Raw genomic sequence first — 19748 nt, forward strand, 5'->3', positions numbered from 1 at the left:
CGGGTCTCCTTACCAGTAGGCCGAGCGGTAGCGCACGGTCGCCGTCGCCGTCGGATCGGTGCTGCCGGGTGCGGCGCGGAAGATCAGGGATGTGGTGCCGGGGGCGAGCGTGAACGTCTGCTCGGGCACTGAGCGGCTGGTGGCGGTGTAGATGCGGCTCGCGGTGCCGTTGAGAACGACCGTTCCGGCGCGGGTGTCGACGGTGAGCACGTCGCCGGCGGCGAGGGGGATGTCGTACTCGATCACGTCGCCCGTGATGAGGTTCGTCATTGCCGGACCGGTCACTGGCCCCCGGAACTCCACGACGGGATGTGTCTCGGCGTCGCCGACGTTCGTTACCGACAGGGCGCCGGTGCTGCCCGGTGTGCCGAACGCGAGCGGCCACGTCAGGGGCCAGTCGAGGCCCGGCTCGGACGCGGGCAGGGTCGCCGGCACGGAGCGCTCGGCGAGTTCGTATCGGCGCGGGTCGGTGGCCTGCCACTCGACCGCGCCGCCCGTGATGGTGCCCAGCCGGTAGCCGATGCCGACGGGGACGATGCGGCGGACAACGCAGGCGTAGGCGAGCAGGGGCCCGCGCTCGTCGAGCCAGGCGACGAACGGGACTTCGGTGTCGGCCGGCACGGTGGCGCGGTTCAGGGTGGCGATGGTGGCGCCGATGCTGTCGCGGGGGGCCCGCACCATCAGACCGTCAAGGCCGATGGTGCGGGCCTGGGCGAGCAGGCGGCCCGGGATGGCCCCGTGCGCGTCCGCGCGCAGGACCGTGCCCGAGTCGAGGCCGGGCAGTTCCTCCCAGCCGGTGAGGGATTTCCACCGGTAGGGAGTGCCGGGCCCGAGCAGCAGGTCGCCGAACTGGACATGTCCGGGACGGGTCACCAGGGCGCCGGCCGCCGCGGCGGCGAGGGCTTGCTGGGTGGCGGTCGCGGTCACCGGTCACCCCCTCGCCTTTGCGGCCCATGCGAGAGCGCGCGCATTGTCGTCCGGTGTGCCGTTCTCGGCGGCGTGCCAGTGCTCGATGTGCACGCCCGCAGACGGCGCGGTGAAGGCGCCGACGGGGACCCCGGCCATGACGGGAGCCGGGGGCGGAGTGACCAGGGCCGACATGACGCGGTCGAGGGCGCCCTGTCCGGCGCGGATGCCCTTGATGACACCGGCCGGGATCCAGCGGCCCACCTGCTTGGCCATGACGAGACTCGGCGAGTGGATGCCCAATGCCTTCGCGATGGGGCCGGGGATCAGGTCCTTCGCCCAGCTCATCAGGGTGGACCGCAGCCAACTGCCCATGGACTTGATGCCGTTCCACAGACCGCGGACAACGTCCGTGCCCTTGCTGTAGAGCAGGCTTCCGAGGGAACCGATCCCGCTGGAGATCCGGCCGGGCAGACCGCGCACCCAGTTGACCATTTCCATGGCCTTGTTCACGGTGGCCGTTTTGATCGACGACCAGTGCTTGATGATCAGCCCGAGAAGAGTCCAGTTGAGGAATGCCTGATACAGCTTCCCGGGAATCCCCTTCACCCAGTCGACAAGTGCATTCCAGTACGTCACCGCATTCGACTTGATTGTCGACCAGTGTTTGACCAGCAATCCCACGAGTGTGAAGTTCAGGAATGCCTTAATAGCCATATCCTTGGCCCACACGAGTTTGTCGACGAACCAATCCCAAGCGGCCAGCGTCCACTTCTTGATGTCGTCCCAATAGGCGATGATCAGAACGACCAATGCGCCGATGGCAAGGCCAATCCAGCCGATCGGGCCCATGGCGGTAATCCATGCCGCAGCCATCTTGGCGCCCGCAATGAGCGACTGGACGCCCAGTACGGTAATCGCCGGGATCACCACAGCAGCGATCACCGCAGCGAAAGCGGTGAACACCCCCTGGTGCTCGCTGACGAACGAGAACAGAGACGAAAGAACGGGGATGACGGTATTCCCGATAAATTCCGTCAGGGTCTGCATCGCGCCGCGCTTGAATTGCTCGATCTTGGCCCCGGCGTTGTCGCGCAGCGAGTCGCCCATCTGCGACGCTGCGCCGCCCACCTTGCCGAGCGTGTCGACGGCCTTGGACGGGTCCAGCGCGAAAAGCGCTGCCTGCATGTCCTCGGACTTCGTCTTGAAAAGCGATACAGCGAGGGCGTTCCGCTCCGCGGGATCCTTGATCTTCCGCATGGCGGTAAACACCTTGTCGAGTGCCGCCGACGCCTTCGGCCCGCCCTCTGTAAAGGCGGCCTGCATTTCTTTGCCGTTCAGTCCGATGGACTTGAAAGCGGCGTCAACATCGGGCCCGCCACCCTGTACGGTGAGCAGGAATTCTTTCAAGCTGTCCGCGACGACGTCGGTATCCCGGGCGCCTGCTTTTAGCCCCTGCGACATAAGGCCGGTTGCCGTTGTCGCATCGAGGCCGAGGTTACGGAAAATCGTCGAGTACTCATTGAACGTATCCGCTATATCGTCGGCCCGCGGGCCCATGTTTTGCAGACCCTTGGTCAGTACGTCAAGGGCTTCCGTGCCGTTCTTCGCAAGTCCGGTCTTGAGTATCTGACCGACTGCATTTGCGGTCTGCCCTAGATCCAGTTCGAAAGTTCCTGCAAGGTCGGAAACCTTCGTTGCGATGCTCTGGATTTGCGCATTCGTCGCGTCCGGCGGGGCGATTCCCGCACGCATGGTCGCCGATATCGCGTCGGCTGCGCCCTGGAAATCGTCGGTGACGGCGTCGGCATACATCGCGCCGGCGATCTCGCCGTACTTCTTCGCCTCGGCCGGGGTGGCGCCAAGCTGGGCGCCGAGGCGCCCGGTGATCTGCCCCTGTTCGAGGGCCTGCCCGAACCCGGACATGAGCAGGACCCCGGCGGCCACGCCTATGCCAGCGAGGCCGACCTTCAGGCTCGACGACAAGCGCTCACGGAGACTTCCGGCGGTCGCTTCGCCTACGTCGGCACCGGCCGAGGCGAACCGGCCGCCTGCATCACGGATCCGGCCATCCGCCGCGGTGGTCAGTCCATCACCGAGGGCGGCCCCGGCCTGGCGGCCTGCGCGGTCGGCGTCGCCTGCCATGGTCGAACCGGTCGACCGTACGGCCTGCTCGGCGCGGGAGAGGCCGGCCCCGACACCGGATTCGTCTACGGCGATGGTGGCGAGGAGTTCGCCCACGGTCAGCGCCACGGCCTCACCTCCTCGGGTGGGTCCGGCCGTGGTGCCGGTGCTGCGCGGGTGCTACTGGGCGGGCAGGCCCGTGATGCGGGCGATGTCCTCGGGGGAGTCGGCGCGGCGGGGCGTGCTGCGCCACGCCTTCGCAAACCGGGAGTCGGGTGTCAGGGCGCCGACCAGGACCAGGAACCGGCGGGTCGACATGGCGGCCAACTCCGCCGGGCGCACCTGGTGTTCACGGGAGAGGTCACCCTCGACTGCTGACCAGTGGCGGATCACTGCTTGCCAGAACTCCGCCGCTTCCCGTTCTTCTTCGGCTTCGCCCGGCGTGCGGCCCGGTTCGGTGCCGCCGGGGCTTTTCCCCCGGAGCGGGCCCGTTCCTGCTCGTCGTGCAGCTCGGCGGCGCGCTGCATGGTCACGCTGCCCGGAGTGCGCATGTTGGCCGCGGAGTAGATGAGCACGATGCCGAACTGCCGGTCGGTCATGCCGTTCTCGGCCCACACGTCGAGGGTGTCGCCCCCGAACAGGGTGGCCAGCATGCGCCGCACGTCGGCCGGGTCGCTGCTGTTCTGGACGCGCTCCATCTGGAGCGTGAACATGAGCGGCAGGGAGTCGGGCAGCACGTAGCGGGTGCCGTACAGGGTGAACGGCTGCCGTGGACGGGTGGTGTCCTGCTCGGCGAAGAACGCGTCAAAGTCTGCGGGGTCGCCGACGGCGGGCACCTGGTCGTTGAGGTCGTCGTCGTACGCCGTGGTGTCGGTCGTCATCAGCCGGTCACCGCCGCGGCCGTCGCCCAACCGCACCGGGTGATCGTCGCCGACCAACTGGTCTTCTCGTTGGTGCCGCCGCCCTGCTCGCCGGGCGTAACGGTGGCCTCCCACATGACCCACTGCGTCTGTGACTCGTGCCGCCACCGGACCATGTTGCGCGACTCGATACCGAGTCGGTTGGCCCATTTGGTGTCGATGTACGCCTGTCCGGGGTCCTGCGCCTTGGTGGTCTTGTCGACGCGGAACTGTCCCTCCAGTCCGAGGGTCGCGCCGCGCTGCATCACGTCCTGTTCGAACGCGCCTTCCGAGTCGAACGCGACAGTCTCGGCGGTCTCCTCGTTCTCGCCCGGGTTGTGCGTGAACGTGGTCAGACCGGCGATCGGAAGCCACGTTTCCTCTGGGGCGTCGACGTCCTCGACCTGGAAGATCCAGCCGCGAGCGTCAATCGGCCTGCTGTTGCCTGCCATGGGGCGGGCCTCCTTACGGGGTGTCGGTGGGGCCGGACACGTCGAGGTCGAAATTCACGACGTGCTCGTGCCGGCCGGTGCTGTCGAGCCCCATAGGGGCCGGGGTGCCGCGTGCCACGGCGAGGGTCAAGTGAGTGCCGTCGGGCAGCTCGACGCCGGCGATGCCGTGCAGCGCGCGGTACAGGGCCGTGCAGCGGGCACGGGAGACGCGGGGGTCGGCGGTGCCGCGCACGCGCACCTGAAGGCGGGGGGTGTCGGCCTCGTCGCGGGCCTGCGGCGGGGTGCCGTCGTACAGGGTGAGCGCGACGGCCTGGTCGGGGGCGGGCGGCATCGTCTCGATGAACGTGTCGCCCGTGATGCCGTCCGGGTCGTAGGTGAGCAGGTCGAGGCCGGCGAGGTAGCGGGCCAGGCCGTCGAGGGGATCAGCCACGGAGTTCCCTCCGTACCTGGGCGGCGATGATGTCGCGGACCGCGCCGGCCTCTTCGTTCACCGGGTCTTCGAGGTACTTCGCGGTGCGCCCGTCGTCGTGCCGAAGGGTCATGTCCTCGTGCTGGCGGACCGCGTACGGCGTGTCGAAGCTGACGGCGCCCATCAGGGACGCGTCGTCGACGGAGGCGACCCCGGACCGTTCGAGGGTGCCCTCCTCGATCGGGACGCGGCGGCGGGACACCTGTAGGACGTGCTCCACGGCCAGGCGCACGCCCCGCAGCGCGCCGGTACGGGTGCGGCGCAGGGCGGGCGCGGCGTTCCATGTGATCCGTACGCGCTGGGTCACTCGCACATCACCTCCGTGGACTCCGGGGCGCCGAGTCCGGGCGCGGTGTGCGCGGTGAAGCTGATGACGGTGGTGGTGCGGCCGTCCGGGAGGGTGATCCGGGATCCGGGCGGAGCGATCAAGCCGGGAGCGGCGTAGACCTGCGCCGTACTGACTACCTCGGCTCCGGTCGCGGACCGTACGCGCTTGATGGTCCCGGTGACCAGGGCGCGCGCTTCCACCGGGTCCGCGTACTGCGGGCCGTACGCGGAGTCGCCCCGGTACGCCTCGACGGTGATCCGGTGTCTCAGTAGCCACCGTGGCAGTGCGGGCACTCGCCGATCACCCCCGGGAGCAGGCCAGCCCGGGTAAGGGCGCGCTCGGCGCGGTCGGCGAGGTCGACGGCGCCCGGGTGACTGGGCCCGCCGCGAGGGCCGGACAGGGACAGGGGACCGAGGCTTACCGAACTCCAGCGGCCGGCGGCCCCGGTGCCGGTGTCGCCGGTCTCCTGCCAATACTCGATCTGCGCACAGACGGCGTCCGACAGGGCCTCTTTCACCTCGGCGTGCGTCGGCATGCCAGCGTCGTCGGTGCAGTAGACAGCGGTGAGTAGGGCCGCATCGATGTCCTCGGACGCACGGGTGACGAGCCGCTGAATGTCCGCCGGCGCGGTCTGCTCGCCGGTGTACAGCAGGTACTCATCCGCGGTCGCGTAGAGGCGACGGGCCACGGCTCACCCCCTCTACTTCTTGGACGGCGGACGCCCCGCCGGCTTCTTCGCGGGCGGGGCGTCGTCGGTGACGGTGTAGCCGTGACGTCTGGCGTAGGCGATCACTGCGGGGTCGTCGGTCTCGGCGCGGCCGTCCTCGAACTGGAGGCCGGCCACGCCACGGCCGGTGAACCCCTCACGGGGCGTCTCGATCCGGGCCATCAGCGAACCTTGATGTTCCGGTAGACGGCGGCGGACTTGGTCGCCTTGAGCGCAACGGCCACCGGGCCCATTTCGACCTCGCCCTTCTTCACGGCCCCGGCGGTGGTGAAGTCGGGGAGGTAGCTGGACACGATCTGCCCGCCGGCGGTGGCCACGCCGTGGAAACCATCGAGGCCGGCGCGGTAGGCGTAGAGGTCGGTGAGGCCGGTCGCGGCGGTGCCGCCGACGGTCCTGTTCTCTACAGGGATGATCGGGTCGTTGGAGCCGGCCTTGGCGCCGGGGTCGGCGAACACGATGTTGCCGTACTGCTCCCGCTCGACGGGGCGGCCGTTGGCACCGAGCAGGCCGTCGACCGGGTTGCGGGTGTACATGCCGGCCCGCCGCGCGGCGGCCCGCACACGGGCGAGGGCGAGCTGATTGCCCAGGATGACGGTCGGCGTCCCATCGAGCAGAGACAGGAACTCGTCGATCGCGTCGAGGGCCTTGTGCACGCTTGCGGGGTCGGTGTCGAAGTCCGACCAGTCCGTGACTCGGTCGAGGCGGAACTCGGTGTCCGAACCGGTGAGGGCCTTGTCGAGGCCGTCGAACCCGTTCTCGTCGGTCTCGGTGTCGCCGTTGATCACGGCGTCTTGGAACTGGGTGGACGTGGCCTTGATCTTCTGCGCCATGTTCAGCGCGACGGAGCCGGACGCGGCCGGGCCGATCTTCGCGATGACGCGGTCGACCTCGAATGCGCCACCGAGAACGGCGAGATCCACGCTGTACTTCTGCGTGGTGACGTTGCTGGTCGTGTACTCGCTGTTGAGCGCACGGAAACCGGCGGTGGGCTGGGTGATCAGGCGCCGGTACCCGTACGTGAGGGTGGCGCCCCCGCCGGCCGGGTTGACAGCCTGATCGAACTGAAGCGAGTCGAGGACCGCGGACGACTTGCGGAACTCGTCGATGACCTGAACGTCGAGGTCGTCCTGTGCGTTGTTCTTGGCCTCGGCCAGAGAAACGGCGGGCATGGGTGCTCCTGTCTACGGGGCCCGGGGGCTGGGGAGGGGGTCAGTTGGCGGCGAGGCGTGCCGCGATGGCCTGGTCGAGCGTGGTCGGTCGGGTGTCGCCAGCAGGGTTGGCGTCGAACGCGGCACCGCCGCGGGCCGGGCCGGTGACGACCGCGAGGTGCGGGTTTGCCTGCACGGCGGCCGTGATGGCGGCGGTGACGGCGGTCGGGTCGGCGGTGTTCACCTGCGCCATGGCGTCCATGAACGACCGGGAGTCGAGCAGGCGGGCGACGTCTGCGCCGGCGGCCGGGGCGGCGGTGAGCACGGCGGACTGCGTGGCGAGTTGCCGGGCTGCGTCGCCCCCGGCGGTCACGGCCTGCTGTGCCCACTTCGGCAGCCGGGACACGTCGCCTTCGGCGGCCGGGGCGGTGGGCGCGGGCGCCGCCGGGGCCTGCGGTGCGGCTGGAACAACGGGTGCGGCCGGGACGGCGGGCGTGGCCGGGGCCGGCTGCTGAGCGCCCTTGATGAGCTGCTGGGCCCAGTCGGGCAGGCTGCTGATGTCCTGCTCGGACGGTGCGGCCGGGGCCTGCGGGGTGGTCGGGGTCTGCGGCGCCGGGGCGGTCGCGGGGGTCTGCGGCGCCGGCGGAGTCTGCGGCGTGGCGGGCGCGGCCGGTGCGGGCGCGGCGGGCACGGCGGGCGCGGCGGGGGTGGTCGAGGGGGTCGACTCGGACATCGGGCGGGTCCCTTCCTGAGGTCGAGGGCATGAAAAAAAGGGCCCGCGGTGGCGGGCCCTTCGGTGGTGCGGTTGGTGAGCGCTACGTGTCGGCGTCGTCCTCGCTCTGGTCGGCGATTGGGCGGGAGCGGGCATAGCCCTTGATCCATGCCGTACGGAGCAGGGACGTTGGAGGGTACGGGCACGTGGTCGGCTCGTCGCCGTCGCGGGCGGCCTCGGCGCCGGCCAGCACTGCCTGCACAATCTCCTCGCGGGTCCCCACGGCTCACCTCTTGTTCTGGTGGTCGGACTCGGCCTTGCGGGCGCCGGCGGCCCAACGCTGTGTCTGGCCGGTGGCTTTCTCGATGAACTCGGCCTGAGTGAGGCGGCCGTGCGTCGCCCACCACTCTTTCAGCTCGTCCGACGCGCGCGCGTAGGCGATACGTGCCGGGCCAGAGAACAAGCTGATGGGGTTGTGCCCGGCGACCTGCGCCTTCTTGTTCAGAAGGTAGCCGTTCAGGTCGTGCTCGGCGGCGAGCATCTGCCGGTACACGTACTCGTCGTACATGGCGCGGGCCTCGGCGCGGGTCACCTGCCGGGCCGTCTCCGCGGTCACGCCACGGGCGGCGTCGGCGGCGATGGCGGCGGCCAACTCCTGTGCCCACGCGGCGTCATCGGCGAGGGCGCCCCACCCTTCGGGGTCGGGGGCGTTGCCCATGGCGTCGGCGAGCGCGTCGCGGTCGGCGAGCAGGTCGGCCACGGCGTCGCCGGTCGCGGCCGGCGGGGGCAGGGGCACGGCGTCGCGCCGGTCCATCTCCGTGGCGATCCGTAGTAGCTCCTCGTCGTTGGCGTACTGCATGCACCAGGCGAGGGCGTCGTCGCCCACCTGCGACAGGTCTGCGGCCAACGTCCCGTTCGGGAAGTAGGCGGCGAGCAGGTCGCGGCGGTGCGCCTCGGCGGCGAGCACGGACACATCGTCGGTGCCGTGCTCGATGGCCTCGCGCACGCGCGCGGCGAGCTGGTCGTCGGACAGGTGCACAAGGTCGGTGCGGACGTCCGGCAGACGCGCGGCGAGGTCGCGGCGGTCAAGTTCGCCGGCGATGCGCAGCGCGTCGGACGTGTCGGCATGGGCGAGCAGACGGCCCAACTCGTCGTCAGAGAAACCGGTGAGGTCGTCGGCGAGGCGTCCGCCCGGGACGGCGCGGTCGAGCAGGTCGTCGAGGTCGCGACGGTCGGCCTCCGCGGCAATACGGTCGCGGGCCCGCTGGTCGAGCAGGCCGGAGCGCTCCGCGGCGGCAAGCTGGTCGTCGGTCATGGCGCGCACGCTGCGATCGTCCCCGGACCACACGCGGGCGGCGTCGACCTGCTCGGGCGTCGCCGGCCGGCGCGGCTCGGGGAGGTTCGAGGCTCCGGGCTGCTCACGGTGGCGCAAGCGGCGTAGGCCGGGGTGGGCGTCGAGGTGGTCGCGCATGGCGCCCTGCCACTGCCTCACCTTCGCGTTCGCCTGCCGCTTGGCCTCCGGGTCGACCGCGGCGGCGGCACGGTTCTTGTACCGCCTGATGTGCCGCTCGATCTCCCGTTGTCGTTGCCCTGCCTCGTACCCGCTGGGGTCGCTGTCGGGCGTCTCAAGGCGGGTGATGCCGGGGGTGTAAGCGGATGTCGAGTGACGGCAGTTGGGGTGCTGAAACCCTGCCCGCCGGGCCTCGTCGAGGCTGCCGGCGACGTCCACCCGGACCATGCGGCCGTCCTCGATGGCGTGCTCGACGTCGACCGTGTGACGTCCGTCCGGGCCGGCGAGGGACAACACCTTGCCTTCCCAGGGCCGGCAGAGCGGGCACTCTCGCGGGGCGTCGGAGACGATCACGAGATCGATTCCGGCGTCGGTGAGGGTGCGGGCGTGCGCCTCGGTCGCGGCCCGTCCGACGGACGTCCGTACGGCCATCTCGGCGTAAGAGGTGAGCTGCCATCGGCGGCCGGCGCGGTCCGTGAACGACGTGATCCCGCGGTCGGCCCATGCGCGCATGGCGTCCTGTGTGGCGTGCCGGCGGGTGCCGGTGCCGAGCAGGGGCGTTGCGGTCACCTGGGCGACGACATCGCGGTATCCGTCCTCGACGGTCCGCAGAATCGAGCGGTGCCGGTCGGTGAGCAGGGTCGCGGTCTGCTCGGCAAGGCGGTCGACAGCCTGCGCGTTCGGGGTGACGTCGTCGACCAGGCGGCGGCCGTCGTCGGACAGGGCGCCCAACTCGGCGACCGCGGCGCGGTGACCGGTGTTGTACGCCTCGGCGACGGCCTCGAACACGTCAAGGGTGACGGCCTTCCCCGCCTCGTCCACAACAGCCTGTGAAGCGGCGCGCAGGGCCTGCACGGCGGCGAGCTTGCGCTCGGCCCACCCCGGAGCGTCGAGGCCGGCGGCGAGCTGTCGGGCGATGATGCCGAGTAGCCGTTCCTCGGTCTGGGCGTACAAGTCGCGGGTGCCCGCGGCGAGGTCTTCCACCATGCCGGGATGGATCGGCATCAGCACCCCCTCACCTCGCAACCAGGCGAATGACGGGTCAATACAAGCCAAATCCCGAATTGGACATTTCGGGGCCCGTCTCGTCGGATGAGCTATCCGAGCAGTGCGTATCACGCACAGTAATTACAAAAAGTCTCGCGAGTTACCGAATACGTTCGTCCCCCGCCTGGTACTGATTAACGTCGCGCCATGACTGAATCTCTCGGCGCCCTGAGCGCTGTCTTTACCGCTCTGTTCCTCGTAGCTCTCGCGCATCCTGACCCGCAACTACGCGCCACCGCCGAGCGGTTGCTGCGCATCGTGTTTGGTGCACGTTGACGCGAGGTCACAGCGGGAACGCCCCGACCGGGTCCGGCGCGCTTGCGCCGGTCTCGGCAAGAATGAGCGCCACCTCGGCCTTCACGGCGGTGTCGTCCCATTCCGGGTGCAACACCTTGACCTTGGTCGCAGTGCTGACGGCGCCGGCGCGGGCGAGCAGGTCGAGGGTCGTCCCGACCGATTGCATGGACTCGGCCACGCCCGATCCGAACTCGACGGTGGGGCGCTGTGGCGTGACCCTGCTGCCGAACAGGGCGCGGTCGAGCAAGAGCTGTACGTGCAGTTGCTCGGCGAGGGCATGTCGCCAGTGGCCGGCCTTCTTCGTGCGCGTGGTCCTGCTGCGCCGAAACCGATCGTCCACCTCGGTCGCGGTCACCGGTTGTCCGTCGGAGTCAAGGCCGAGCGAACTGGGCGAGTAGCCGGCGGACTGTGCTGCCTGCGTCACCAGGCTTTCGGCGGTTGCCTTGTGTTCGGCGACCCTGATCTTGAACTGAGCGAGCGTGATGCCGGTGCCGCCCTCGTTGGGCGGGATCTTCAGGCCGGCCCACACTTCGGCCTCGCCGTCGAACGTGGCGCCCTGCCCGGGGCCGTTGTCGCGTAGGTAGGCATCGGGGACGATCAGCCGCGCGCGGGCGAGGCGGATGTCGCGCATCCAACTCGTCCATGTCTCGTCGAGGCTGTCGAAAAGGTCGTGAATTGGGGCGGCGTAGTCCGAGCGTCCGATCGGCGCGGTTCGGTGCAGCCGGTTGGGCAGCATGTTCGGGACGTAGCTCGCGGTGAGCTGCTGTATCCCCGTGCTGATTGTCTGCCCGTCGCCGGCCGCGTCGAGGCTGTCGACCAGGCCGTGCGTCTCAGTGTGGTCCACAAGGGACATGAGGCGGCCGAGATTGTTCCGCGTCCCCAGGTACAGGGCGTGTCGGACGTAGCCGGGTTCGTGTGCCTCGATGTGCCGCCACACCTCACGGTCGGTGTGCTGGCTGGGCAGTTCCCGCCAGAACAGCACCGACCGGAGCATGCCGAACCGGAACTCGGGAATGGCCTGGTCGGGCTGCACGCTGGTGATCAGGGGATAGTCGGCGACGTCGCGGTCCCATGTCGTCCGCAGGTAGACGCCGGACAGGGCGGCGGCCTGCTCGGCGGCGCCGAGACACAGCGATTGCAGCCGGCCGCGGTCGGCGAGGTCGTCGAGGCGGGCCTGAGTCGCCGCGTCCTCCACGGTGATCTTCGGCATGTCGGCGAACAGCAGGTCGGCGGACGTCGCGGCGATGTCGCCGGCGAGGGGGACATGCAAGCGGTGATCCGGCCGCGTGTCGCCCTGCTTCCGTCGGCCCCACAAGCGCCACTTGCGCTCGCGGGTGGCCTGCGCCCGGTACAGGCTGGACAGGCGGTGACGGTCACCGGAGTACCAGGCGTCGTCTACGGCCATCTCACGGTAATGCCGGGCCCATTGGGGCGGCGGCCACGGGGTGTTATCCGCGGGAAGCGGCATCGGGGCTCACCTCCTCGGCTTCGTCGTGGTCGAGGGCGTCGGCGGCAGCGCGGAACAGTTCGGCGAGAGCGCCCCGGATGGTCTCGTTCGGACCGAGGGTGAGCTGACCTACCTCGGCGGTGTAGTCACCCACGATGAGCGCCACGGGCAGATTGACGATGGGGAACGGCGGGGTCGCGGCCATGGGCGGCGGTCCTCCTTACGCGGCGAGGGCGAGCAGGTGCCGCCACTCGTGGGCGGTCGAGTGGATGACGTACCGCAATGCGTCCACCGAGTGGTCGTTGATCTTGACGGGCTTGTCCTCGCCGCGCTCGGCGGCTTTCTCGTCCCACACGTAGCCGGGCAGCTCGTCGAGCAGACCGGTGCATGAGCGGTGGATGCGGAGCAGGCCGGCGGCGAGCAGGGACGCCACATCGCGGATACCGTCGCCCACGTCGTTGCTGGCCTTGGCGAGGTTCGGGAAGTCGTCCTCGTACGCCTGCCGGATGAAGCTCGCGGCGGACGGGTCGACGAACGACCACTCCGGGATGACGCCCTTCGGCGCGGTCGCGGGTGCATTCGGCGGCCGGTAGTTGGCCAGCCACGCCCGGATCGCTGCGGAGTACTGGGCGTCGGTCATCTGGCGTTGTGCCTTGCGGGAGTCGTGCCGCCACTCGGCGCACGCGTACAGGCGGCCGTCGACTCCCTCGCCGAGCAGGATCACGGACGTGGCGTTGACGGTGCCGTAGTCCATGCCGAGCCAGTACCGGCGCATCTCCGGAAGCGTGTCGACGACATGCTGTGCCTCGTCGTACGCCTCGTAGATGGCTCCCTCGGCCATCACCCACAGACCCTGAACGTTCCGCTTGTAGAACAGGCCCTGATAGCTGGCTTTCGTACGAGCCTTGTACCCCTCGGACAAGCCGGGGTTGTCGTCCATGACGAAGTGCCAGGAACGCAACCGGGTCTCGCGGGGGCGAAGCAGGTACTCCTTGCGGGCCCAGTGGTTCGGATTATCCGGGTTGGTCGTCCCGAAAATCTTCGATCCCTCGACCGAGCATCGGGCGTTGAGTTGGTCGTAGAACGTGCGGGGAAGCGTGGTGATCTCGTCGCAGTAGGCGCCGGCGCACGTGAGGCCGCGGACCTTCGGTTCGGCCTGGGCGTCGTTGGCGCCGAGCGCATGCACGGTGCGCCCCAGCACGTTCGCGGTGGGCGCGCCGCTGGTGTAGTGGATGTCCCGGGCGACCTTGCCGAAGATCGTCGGATCGATGAGCGGCCCGAACACGTTCCGGGCGAGGCTGTCGCGGGTGCGGCCGACCATGACCAGCTCGCCGCCCTCGGGCCGGTTGGCCACAAAGTCCAGCCACCGCAACAGGCTCGCGATCGTCTTCCCCGAACGGACCGACCCTTCCCACACGTTCTGAAACGCGCGGGCCTCCATGATGCTGTCTATCTGCTTGGGGGAGAGCGCGAGGCGGCTACGCATCGGCGTCGTCCTCGGCGGCCTGGTCCTCGGGCACGAACTCGGGTGGTGGTCCGCCGTTGCGTTCGGCGTAGTCGCGGGCGAGGCCGGCCATGAGGTCGCCGATCACGCTACGGGACTCGGAGCCTCCGTCGTCCTTCGGCGGAACCAGCTTCAGGGAGCGGTCGACTGCGGTCGCGATGGTCGACATGATCGCGCGCCGGTCGGCCGGGGTCGGCTCGTCGGCGAGCTTCTGCGCGTACGTGTGGTCTTTGCCGCCCCATTCCCAGTACAGGGTAGGCGCGTTCATCTTGTCGGCCTCGCGCTCGGCGATGTCCTGGAGCCGTTCGGCGAACTGGGCGCGGCGCGCGGCGAGGTCGGCTTTCCGTACGGCGGTCGCGGCCTCGACCTGTGGGGCACGGTCGAACGTCAGCGGGGGGTCGAACGCGGCGGCGATCTTCGAGACGGTCGACGGGCTGCGCTTGATGGCGCGGGCGATGTCGTTACGGCTCTTGCCCTGCTTGTGCAGCCGCTTGACGGCGGCGCGGTCCTTGTCGGTGATGGGGCGGGCGGCCATGGCTCACCCCCGCGACGGTTCAGGCGTTCAGCTCGACGCGGTGCCGTACGGCCTCGGCGGAGAGCTTCCACGCGTTCTGTACGGGGCGGGACAGGGCGTCCCACTCGGGCAGGGTGTCGCCGTTCACGGAGGTGCCGTTGACGGCGGTCACGTACGCCTCGTAGGCGTCCTGGGCAAGGCGGGTGGTGTCGGGGCGAACCTTGAAGATCACGGGGCGGGGTTCCTTCCGGGCATGAGGAACGCCCCACCGCGGGTATGCGGTGGGGCGTTGAGGTCGAGGCGTTACGCGGGGCAGGAACGGCCCTCGTTGGCCTCGTATTCGGTCTTCCCGTCGTCGAGGCCGGTCGAGGCGGCGCCGATGTTCCCTACGGCCTTCTTCCCGTTGGCCAACCGGTTGTCAGCGCCGGCGGTTCCGCCGGTCGAGCAGTTGATCTCGACGAACCATCCGGCGTCGTCGGTGAGCTTGGCCGTGACGTCGTCGAACACGGCGCGAAGATCCTTGGTTGAGGTGACCTCGACCGTGACTTGCCGCTGGTTGCCGCTCTTGTCCTGCCGGGTGATCTTGTAGGGCGGGGCGTCGGCGGCGGGCTTGCTGCTCGTGCTGTCGCTGCTGCTGCACGCGGTGAGCGCGGCAGCGAGGGTGAGCGCGGCAAGCGCGGTCAGGGTGGTGCGGTTCACGTGGTTCCCCCCACGGTCGTACGAGTACGTCATGTGTGGGACGCGTGAGGGGACTGTGACGGTTGCGCAGTGCACGGGAACGCGTGACGCCCCCGCAGTGCTTGATGCGGGGGCGTTCGGTCTGTGTGCGTCCGGCCCGGATGCGGGCACGGCGGAGACGCGGCCAACTGTAGGTCACGAATCGATAACGACGCAACTCCTGTGCGCGGGCCGACGCGCGACCGGTCGCACGGCTACTCGTCCGCGGCTCCGATGCTCCGCGCCACCTCGCGCAGTGCGGTGCGGCGGCCGTTGGCGGCGGCGCGGAGATAGGCGCGGACGGGGGCGATCAGTGCGCCGGTGTGCGGGTCGGTGAGCACGTTGAGATCTTGGATGAGCGCCGGTTCGAGGTCGTACAACAGGCGTGGCGCGCGGGGTACACCGCTGGTCGGGGCGGGTGGCGCGGTCTGTGGCGCTTCGGCCGGCGCGGTCGGCGCTTCGAGGTCGCGCGCCACGGTGCGATGGTGGATACCGAGGCGGCGCGCTATCTCGCGGTTGGATACCTGTTCGGCGGCGAGGCGGCGCACGGTGGCGCGCCGCTGGTCGAGGGTGAGGGCGCCGGTAGTCTCTGTGGTGGCCATGGGGGTTGCTCCCATTGGTTAGTCGGCCCGCCCGGTGGTGACGTCACCGTGTGCGGGCCGCACCTGTGTGCGGGTTACTGGTCTTTGGCGGAGCGGGACTTACGCAAGATCCGGTAGACGTACGACTCGGTCACGCCGAGCGTGTAAGCGATGCCGTCGACGCTGTGTCCGTTGTCGCGCGCTTCGGTGATCAGGGAGGGTAGGGATTCCTCGGTCTCCCTCCACTCCCGACGCACCAGTCCGGCACGTGCCAAGCGGCGGTCGAGACTGTCGGAGCCCTCGCGTATGACGTCGCGCACGGCCCTGAATTGCTCGGCGTGCTTTAGCAATTCATCAATGAACCCGTCGGTGAGCTTCTTCTCTGCGAGTTCGAAGTCGAACGGCTTGGCGCTCATGTAATCACTCCGGTCTTCGGTCGGGGCCTGCCCCGGTCGAGGCGGGCTGGGGGCTACGCGAACAGGGCGCCTTGTTCGCGGTCGAGGGAGAACAGGGCGGGCGCGGTGGTGCGTTCGCCGATCCACTTGCCGCGCCATGTGTCCGCGGTGGCCTCGGCCTCAGTGACCAGGGCGGCAGCCTGCTGCGCCTGGGCGGCGGCGAGGTCGGCGGCGAGCGTGGTCGTGGCGCGGCCGACGCGGTCGAGCCATGTATGGGCGGCGCGCACCTCGGCCGTGGTGTGCAACGTGCGGTTGATCAGGACGGCCTCGGCAAACGCGCTGATGAACTGGAGTACGGCGGTCGACCTGGGGGTGATCACCAGCGTGCGGCCACGTCCGCGGCGTCCGGCGTCGAGGGTGGCGCGCGCGGCGGGCGCGGCCGGGTCGACGGACGCGGGGCCGGTTGCGAGGTCGGCGGCGGCGAGGTGGTCGGCGAGGGCTCCGGGAATGGTGACGCGCACTGGGGGTTGCTCCCTTGGGTCGGGCCGGGTGACGTCCGGCCGGTGAACGGCGGGCCCGGGTGACGTCCGGGGTCCTGCGTGACGGTGACTGTACTTGGTCCTGTACCTAGTACACAACAGGGCGGGGAAAGAGCCGGGCCCCCAACCTCCCGACGTGCGGTGAGAGTTGGGGGCCCTGTGCGGCCGTCTGCGGGCCCTACGCGGGCACGGTGCGCCGGGCGTTGATCGCGACCCACAACGCGACCAGGTCGGCCCCCCGCCACGCCCTACGCCCCCGCTCGACGTCGACGGGCGCGGGGCACACGGACCCGGTTGAACAGGTCGCCACGGCGGCCCGCGGGTCCCCTCCGCCGTTGTGCACGGTGATCATCCCGCCCTTGCAGAACGGGCACCGGTCGTCGAGCGTGAGCGTCCGCCCCTCGCGGCCGAGCGCACCCTCGACGCGGCGGCGCGCGGCGCCGGCCACGGCGGCTATCTGGTCGAGCAGGGGCGCCGGCGTGATCCGGAACAGCTCGCCGTCAAGCTCGGACAGGGCGCGGCCGGCGAGGTAGACGCACGCCCAATGCAGCCCGTGCGCGCGGGAACCGATGCGGTCGCCGATCCGGTCGGCGTCGTGCCTCCACTCCGCGGCCCGCACGGTGGGCAGGCTCCACAGTCGCGGGTCGTCGCGGTCGACGGTGCGCTGTACCTGCTCGGCGACGGCGTCGCACATGGCGAACAGGTCGGACTCGACGGCGAGGGCGGCGTCGAGCGCGCGCAGATTCGCCGGCGCGGGGTGCTCGCGCACGACCAGGGGCAGACGGCCGACGGTCGGCTCGTCGCCGGCGCGGTCGTCCGCGGCGAGCTGGTCGAGGAATCCGCGGCGCTCGTACGGCATCCACTCGGCCGGGCGCGGCGGTTCGGATATCGCGGCGAGCAGGTCGCCCCACTGCTCGCGGACGGCGGCGAGGTCGTCGGCGGCCTGCTGGCCCCGGTCGGTCGGGGTGTTCATCGGGGCTGCTCCGGGGTGGTGACGAACTGGGCGGCCGGCACGTCGGCGGCGGCCCACTGGCGCATGTAGTCGGCGGCCTCGGCGACGGTGAGGGCCTGGCGGCCGGCCTGTACGAGCGGCAACTCGGCGGCCATGGCGGCGCGGTCGGCCTTGCGGTCGCGGCGGGCGGCGAGCCAAGCGGTCCGGTACCGGGTGGCGCGGTGCTCGGCGTCGAGGATGCGCTCGCCGGAACGCGTGAGCGTCTTCGCTGCGTACTTGGTGAGGTCGCCGAACGGCGTACCGGCCGGCCGGGCGAGGGCGGCGGCGAGGGCGCGGCGGTGCTGCTCGGCGGCGCGCTCTGATGTGGTGGCGGCCTCCTCGGCGGCGGCGAGGGCGACCTCGTGCTCGCGCTGCTGCTCGGCGAGGCGGGCCTCGACAGTGTCGGCGCGGTCGAGGATGCGGGCGTGCAGCCGTGCGGCGGCCGGGGACAGGCCGTCGTGTTCGGCGACCGCGGCGAGGGCGTCGCCGAGTGTCTGGGCGTTGCGGACGCGGGCGAGGACGGCGAGCACCTGGTCGACGCGGTCGCACGCCCCGCGGTGCCGACGGCGTACCTCGGCGAGGGTCTGGTCGAGCACGTCGCCGCGGCGCTGCTCGCCCTCGATGCGGTCGCGTGCGGCGGCGAGCTGCTGCTCGGCGGCGGCCCGTTGGCGTTCGGCCTCGTTGCTGCACTGGTGCGCGGTGCGCGCTATCTCCTCGGCCTGCTCGGCGCGCTGCTTCCACGCGGTGGCGGCACTGTTGGCAAGGTGGATGGCGGCGGCGTCGCCCTGCTCCGTGTGCTGCTGCTCGGCGACGGCCTCGACGTGGCGGCGCTCGGCATCGACGGCGCGCTGTTCCAGTTCGCGTATGGCGGCGTCGGCTGCCTCGCGGTGGCGTTCGAGGGCCTGGGTTGTGCCGGCCATGGCGCGGCGGTTCTCGTCGGCGAGGCGCCGCTCTTGGTATACGTAGTCGCCGAGTAGAGCGGCCTCGGCAGGCGTCAGCCTGGCGCGGTGAGCGCGGGCGAGCAGGTTCGCGACGATGGCGCGGCGGTCGAGGCGGTCGAGGTTGCGGCCCTTGGGGGCGCGGGTGGTGGTGCGGGAGCTCATGTGGGCTGCTGCTCCTGGTCGGCGTCGTCGAGGGTGGGGTGAGCGATGGGGGCGGGACGCGGCTGCTGCGCGAGGGTGAACAGGTCTCCGCCGTGGGCCTGGACGTCGGGCGGCTGCCGGTGTTTCCGCCGGCACTTCGGGCCGTACCCGTCGGGCGAGGGCGCGGTGAGCGGGCGGCGGCACGCCCGGCACGCCCTGGCAGAGGTCATCGGGTGTGCCACAGTCGGCGGTTCTTGCGGCTGCCGTGGTGCGTCGAGTGGCCGAACGGCCGGCCGCACTGGGCGCAGCGTGAGGGACGGCGCAGCACGGGCCGGAACCAGTGGCGGGGGGCCATCCACTCGCCGACGGACTCGACGTGCTCGGCCTGCGGGCGCCCGCACCCCGAGTAGAGGCACGGGGCGCCCGTGTGGTCGGCACGGAACCAGTGGTCGCGGATCATGCCTGGTCGTCCTCCGGGTACCGGCCGGGCTCGCTGGACAGGGCCCACGTGATCAGGCGGACGCTGGCGGCGGTGTGGGTCACGGCTTGGCCTGGTCGGCTGCTGCGCCCTCGGCGAGGGCCTGCTCGTCGGCGAGGCCGTCGGCGTACGCGGTGACGATCTTCCGGGCGCCCTCGTAGCCGGTGAGCAGGCCGCGGGTCGACCGGGTGAGTCCCCATCGGGTCCGGGTGGCGCTGTAGTGGGCCTCGACCATGGCGGCGATCTGTCGGGCGTGTGCGGTGAGCAGTATTCGGGCAGTGGCGAGGGCCTGCTCGGGGGTGCAGTCGTCGGCGGCGGCGAGCAGGATGTCGCGCAGCGTGGCGAGCACCTGGTCGGCCTCGCCGGCGTTGAACGCGAGGGCTTCGCGCACGTCGTCGACGGTGAGCGTGTCGGGCTCCTCGGCGGCCTGGTCCTGGTGCTCGTCGTCGGTGGCGCTTATGGCGGCGGCGACGTGGTCGAGCAGGGCGTCGAGGCCGGCGGGGCGCGGCGCCTTCCTCATGCCGCGGGTAAACGCGGGGCCAGCCTCGGCGGCGGCAGCGAGCAGGGCGGCGGCGGGGCCGTCGTGCACGGGGCACGGGCGGCCGGTGGCGAGGGCGGTCTCGCAACGGCCGGCCGGGCTGTCGAGGTCGGCGGCGATCTGGCGCAGCACGTCGGCGGCGACGGGGCGGGGGAGGTTCGTCGTGATCTTGGCCAGGCCGTCGTTCGGGACGGCGACGATCAGGCGGTGCGTGTCGAGGGAGGCGACGGCGACGGCGTCGGGAATGCGGGTCATGGCGTGGGCCCTCCGGGGTGTCAGTGGTGGGGTGTATTCGCGTGCGGGCGCGCGCATGAGCGGGCCCGCGTCCGGTCGCGGCGAGGGC

The 19748-nt window shown here is 70.8% G+C and carries 29 protein-coding genes; 1 reads left to right on the top strand and 28 read right to left on the bottom strand.

Features of this window, described 5'->3' with window-relative positions; all coding sequences use genetic code 11:
- Positions 1 to 9: 9 nt before the first annotated feature.
- From CTZ28_RS23445 to CTZ28_RS23520, 14 genes are all read right to left on the bottom strand, one after another.
- On the bottom strand, positions 10 to 927 hold the full coding sequence (locus CTZ28_RS23445) for a phage distal tail protein (protein WP_121891642.1): 918 nt from the start codon (positions 925 to 927) through the stop codon (positions 10 to 12).
- Positions 928 to 930: 3 nt separating this feature from the next.
- Positions 931 to 3159, bottom strand: coding sequence for a phage tail tape measure protein (locus CTZ28_RS23450; protein WP_121891643.1), 2229 nt, complete (start codon positions 3157 to 3159; stop codon positions 931 to 933).
- Between the two features lie 51 nt (positions 3160 to 3210).
- The gene (locus CTZ28_RS47145; protein ID WP_183154538.1) at positions 3211 to 3348 is read right to left on the bottom strand and encodes a hypothetical protein; all 138 of its coding nucleotides are present in this window, start codon (positions 3346 to 3348) and stop codon (positions 3211 to 3213) included.
- Between the two features lie 71 nt (positions 3349 to 3419).
- On the bottom strand, positions 3420 to 3911 hold the full coding sequence (locus tag CTZ28_RS23460; protein WP_147481188.1) for a hypothetical protein: 492 nt from the start codon (positions 3909 to 3911) through the stop codon (positions 3420 to 3422).
- Positions 3911 to 4381, bottom strand: coding sequence for a phage tail tube protein (locus CTZ28_RS23465; RefSeq protein ID WP_121891646.1), 471 nt, complete (start codon positions 4379 to 4381; stop codon positions 3911 to 3913). The genes CTZ28_RS23460 and CTZ28_RS23465 overlap by 1 nt, the downstream gene beginning before the upstream one ends.
- Before the next feature lie 13 nt (positions 4382 to 4394).
- On the bottom strand, positions 4395 to 4811 hold the full coding sequence (locus CTZ28_RS23470; protein WP_121891647.1) for a minor capsid protein: 417 nt from the start codon (positions 4809 to 4811) through the stop codon (positions 4395 to 4397).
- Complete coding sequence (locus CTZ28_RS23475) at positions 4804 to 5157, bottom strand: hypothetical protein (protein ID WP_121891648.1); 354 nt, start codon at positions 5155 to 5157, stop codon at positions 4804 to 4806. The genes CTZ28_RS23470 and CTZ28_RS23475 overlap by 8 nt, the downstream gene beginning before the upstream one ends.
- Positions 5154 to 5471 (bottom strand): hypothetical protein, encoded by a 318-nt coding sequence (locus tag CTZ28_RS23480; protein ID WP_121891649.1) that lies wholly within the window; start codon positions 5469 to 5471, stop codon positions 5154 to 5156. The genes CTZ28_RS23475 and CTZ28_RS23480 overlap by 4 nt, the downstream gene beginning before the upstream one ends.
- Positions 5444 to 5866 (bottom strand): head-tail connector protein, encoded by a 423-nt coding sequence (locus CTZ28_RS23485; protein WP_121891650.1) that lies wholly within the window; start codon positions 5864 to 5866, stop codon positions 5444 to 5446. Before CTZ28_RS23485 ends, CTZ28_RS23480 begins: the two co-directional genes overlap by 28 nt.
- A gap of 12 nt (positions 5867 to 5878) precedes the next feature.
- Entirely contained in the window at positions 5879 to 6067 is a 189-nt protein-coding gene (locus CTZ28_RS23490; RefSeq protein WP_121891651.1) for a hypothetical protein, read from the bottom strand.
- Complete coding sequence (locus CTZ28_RS23495) at positions 6067 to 7074, bottom strand: major capsid protein (RefSeq protein ID WP_121891652.1); 1008 nt, start codon at positions 7072 to 7074, stop codon at positions 6067 to 6069. The genes CTZ28_RS23490 and CTZ28_RS23495 overlap by 1 nt, the downstream gene beginning before the upstream one ends.
- A gap of 40 nt (positions 7075 to 7114) precedes the next feature.
- A complete protein-coding gene (locus tag CTZ28_RS47150; RefSeq protein ID WP_183154539.1) occupies positions 7115 to 7786 on the bottom strand; it encodes a hypothetical protein in 672 nt (223 codons plus the stop codon).
- A gap of 82 nt (positions 7787 to 7868) precedes the next feature.
- The gene (locus CTZ28_RS23515) at positions 7869 to 8048 is read right to left on the bottom strand and encodes an Rmf/CrpP fold protein (protein WP_121891656.1); all 180 of its coding nucleotides are present in this window, start codon (positions 8046 to 8048) and stop codon (positions 7869 to 7871) included.
- A gap of 3 nt (positions 8049 to 8051) precedes the next feature.
- Positions 8052 to 10280 carry a phage minor capsid protein gene (locus CTZ28_RS23520; RefSeq protein WP_121891715.1) on the bottom strand — a complete coding sequence of 743 codons (2229 nt, stop codon included), beginning with the start codon at positions 10278 to 10280 and terminating at the stop codon, positions 8052 to 8054.
- 189 nt (positions 10281 to 10469) lie between these two features.
- Between CTZ28_RS23520 and CTZ28_RS48545 the strand changes: the two genes are divergently transcribed.
- Positions 10470 to 10598 carry a hypothetical protein gene (locus tag CTZ28_RS48545; RefSeq protein ID WP_259471761.1) on the top strand — a complete coding sequence of 43 codons (129 nt, stop codon included), beginning with the start codon at positions 10470 to 10472 and terminating at the stop codon, positions 10596 to 10598.
- Positions 10599 to 10605: 7 nt separating this feature from the next.
- On the opposite strand, the gene CTZ28_RS23525 is transcribed toward CTZ28_RS48545, so the two are convergent.
- The 14 genes from CTZ28_RS23525 to CTZ28_RS23590 form a co-directional block, all read right to left on the bottom strand.
- Complete coding sequence (locus CTZ28_RS23525; RefSeq protein ID WP_472926670.1) at positions 10606 to 12024, bottom strand: phage portal protein; 1419 nt, start codon at positions 12022 to 12024, stop codon at positions 10606 to 10608.
- Between the two features lie 43 nt (positions 12025 to 12067).
- Positions 12068 to 12271 (bottom strand): hypothetical protein, encoded by a 204-nt coding sequence (locus CTZ28_RS23530; protein ID WP_121891658.1) that lies wholly within the window; start codon positions 12269 to 12271, stop codon positions 12068 to 12070.
- Between the two features lie 15 nt (positions 12272 to 12286).
- The gene (locus tag CTZ28_RS23535) at positions 12287 to 13552 is read right to left on the bottom strand and encodes a PBSX family phage terminase large subunit (protein WP_121891659.1); all 1266 of its coding nucleotides are present in this window, start codon (positions 13550 to 13552) and stop codon (positions 12287 to 12289) included.
- Positions 13545 to 14105: a helix-turn-helix domain-containing protein gene (locus CTZ28_RS23540; RefSeq protein ID WP_121891660.1), complete on the bottom strand. Its 561-nt coding sequence runs from the start codon at positions 14103 to 14105 to the stop codon at positions 13545 to 13547. Before CTZ28_RS23540 ends, CTZ28_RS23535 begins: the two co-directional genes overlap by 8 nt.
- Positions 14106 to 14124: 19 nt before the next feature.
- The gene (locus CTZ28_RS23545) at positions 14125 to 14316 is read right to left on the bottom strand and encodes a hypothetical protein (RefSeq protein ID WP_121891661.1); all 192 of its coding nucleotides are present in this window, start codon (positions 14314 to 14316) and stop codon (positions 14125 to 14127) included.
- Positions 14317 to 14387: 71 nt separating this feature from the next.
- Complete coding sequence (locus CTZ28_RS23550; RefSeq protein WP_183154540.1) at positions 14388 to 14783, bottom strand: hypothetical protein; 396 nt, start codon at positions 14781 to 14783, stop codon at positions 14388 to 14390.
- A gap of 233 nt (positions 14784 to 15016) precedes the next feature.
- A complete protein-coding gene (locus tag CTZ28_RS23555; RefSeq protein WP_183154541.1) occupies positions 15017 to 15403 on the bottom strand; it encodes a helix-turn-helix domain-containing protein in 387 nt (128 codons plus the stop codon).
- 74 nt (positions 15404 to 15477) lie between these two features.
- Positions 15478 to 15798 carry a hypothetical protein gene (locus CTZ28_RS23560; RefSeq protein ID WP_121891664.1) on the bottom strand — a complete coding sequence of 107 codons (321 nt, stop codon included), beginning with the start codon at positions 15796 to 15798 and terminating at the stop codon, positions 15478 to 15480.
- A gap of 53 nt (positions 15799 to 15851) precedes the next feature.
- Positions 15852 to 16298, bottom strand: a complete 447-nt coding sequence (locus CTZ28_RS23565; RefSeq protein WP_121891665.1) for a hypothetical protein — start codon at positions 16296 to 16298, stop codon at positions 15852 to 15854.
- Positions 16299 to 16494: 196 nt separating this feature from the next.
- On the bottom strand, positions 16495 to 17289 hold the full coding sequence (locus CTZ28_RS23570) for a hypothetical protein (RefSeq protein WP_121891666.1): 795 nt from the start codon (positions 17287 to 17289) through the stop codon (positions 16495 to 16497).
- Positions 17286 to 18410 carry a coiled-coil domain-containing protein gene (locus CTZ28_RS23575; RefSeq protein ID WP_121891667.1) on the bottom strand — a complete coding sequence of 375 codons (1125 nt, stop codon included), beginning with the start codon at positions 18408 to 18410 and terminating at the stop codon, positions 17286 to 17288. The genes CTZ28_RS23570 and CTZ28_RS23575 overlap by 4 nt, the downstream gene beginning before the upstream one ends.
- A complete protein-coding gene (locus CTZ28_RS23580) occupies positions 18407 to 18619 on the bottom strand; it encodes a hypothetical protein (RefSeq protein ID WP_121891668.1) in 213 nt (70 codons plus the stop codon). Before CTZ28_RS23580 ends, CTZ28_RS23575 begins: the two co-directional genes overlap by 4 nt.
- Entirely contained in the window at positions 18616 to 18849 is a 234-nt protein-coding gene (locus CTZ28_RS23585; protein ID WP_121891669.1) for a hypothetical protein, read from the bottom strand. The genes CTZ28_RS23580 and CTZ28_RS23585 overlap by 4 nt, the downstream gene beginning before the upstream one ends.
- Positions 18850 to 18928: 79 nt before the next feature.
- On the bottom strand, positions 18929 to 19660 hold the full coding sequence (locus tag CTZ28_RS23590; RefSeq protein WP_121891670.1) for a hypothetical protein: 732 nt from the start codon (positions 19658 to 19660) through the stop codon (positions 18929 to 18931).
- Positions 19661 to 19748 lie beyond the last annotated feature (88 nt).

It is taken from the genome of Streptomyces shenzhenensis, assembly GCF_003688995.1.
GTDB classification, from domain to species: Bacteria; Actinomycetota; Actinomycetes; order Streptomycetales; family Streptomycetaceae; genus Streptomyces; species Streptomyces shenzhenensis_A.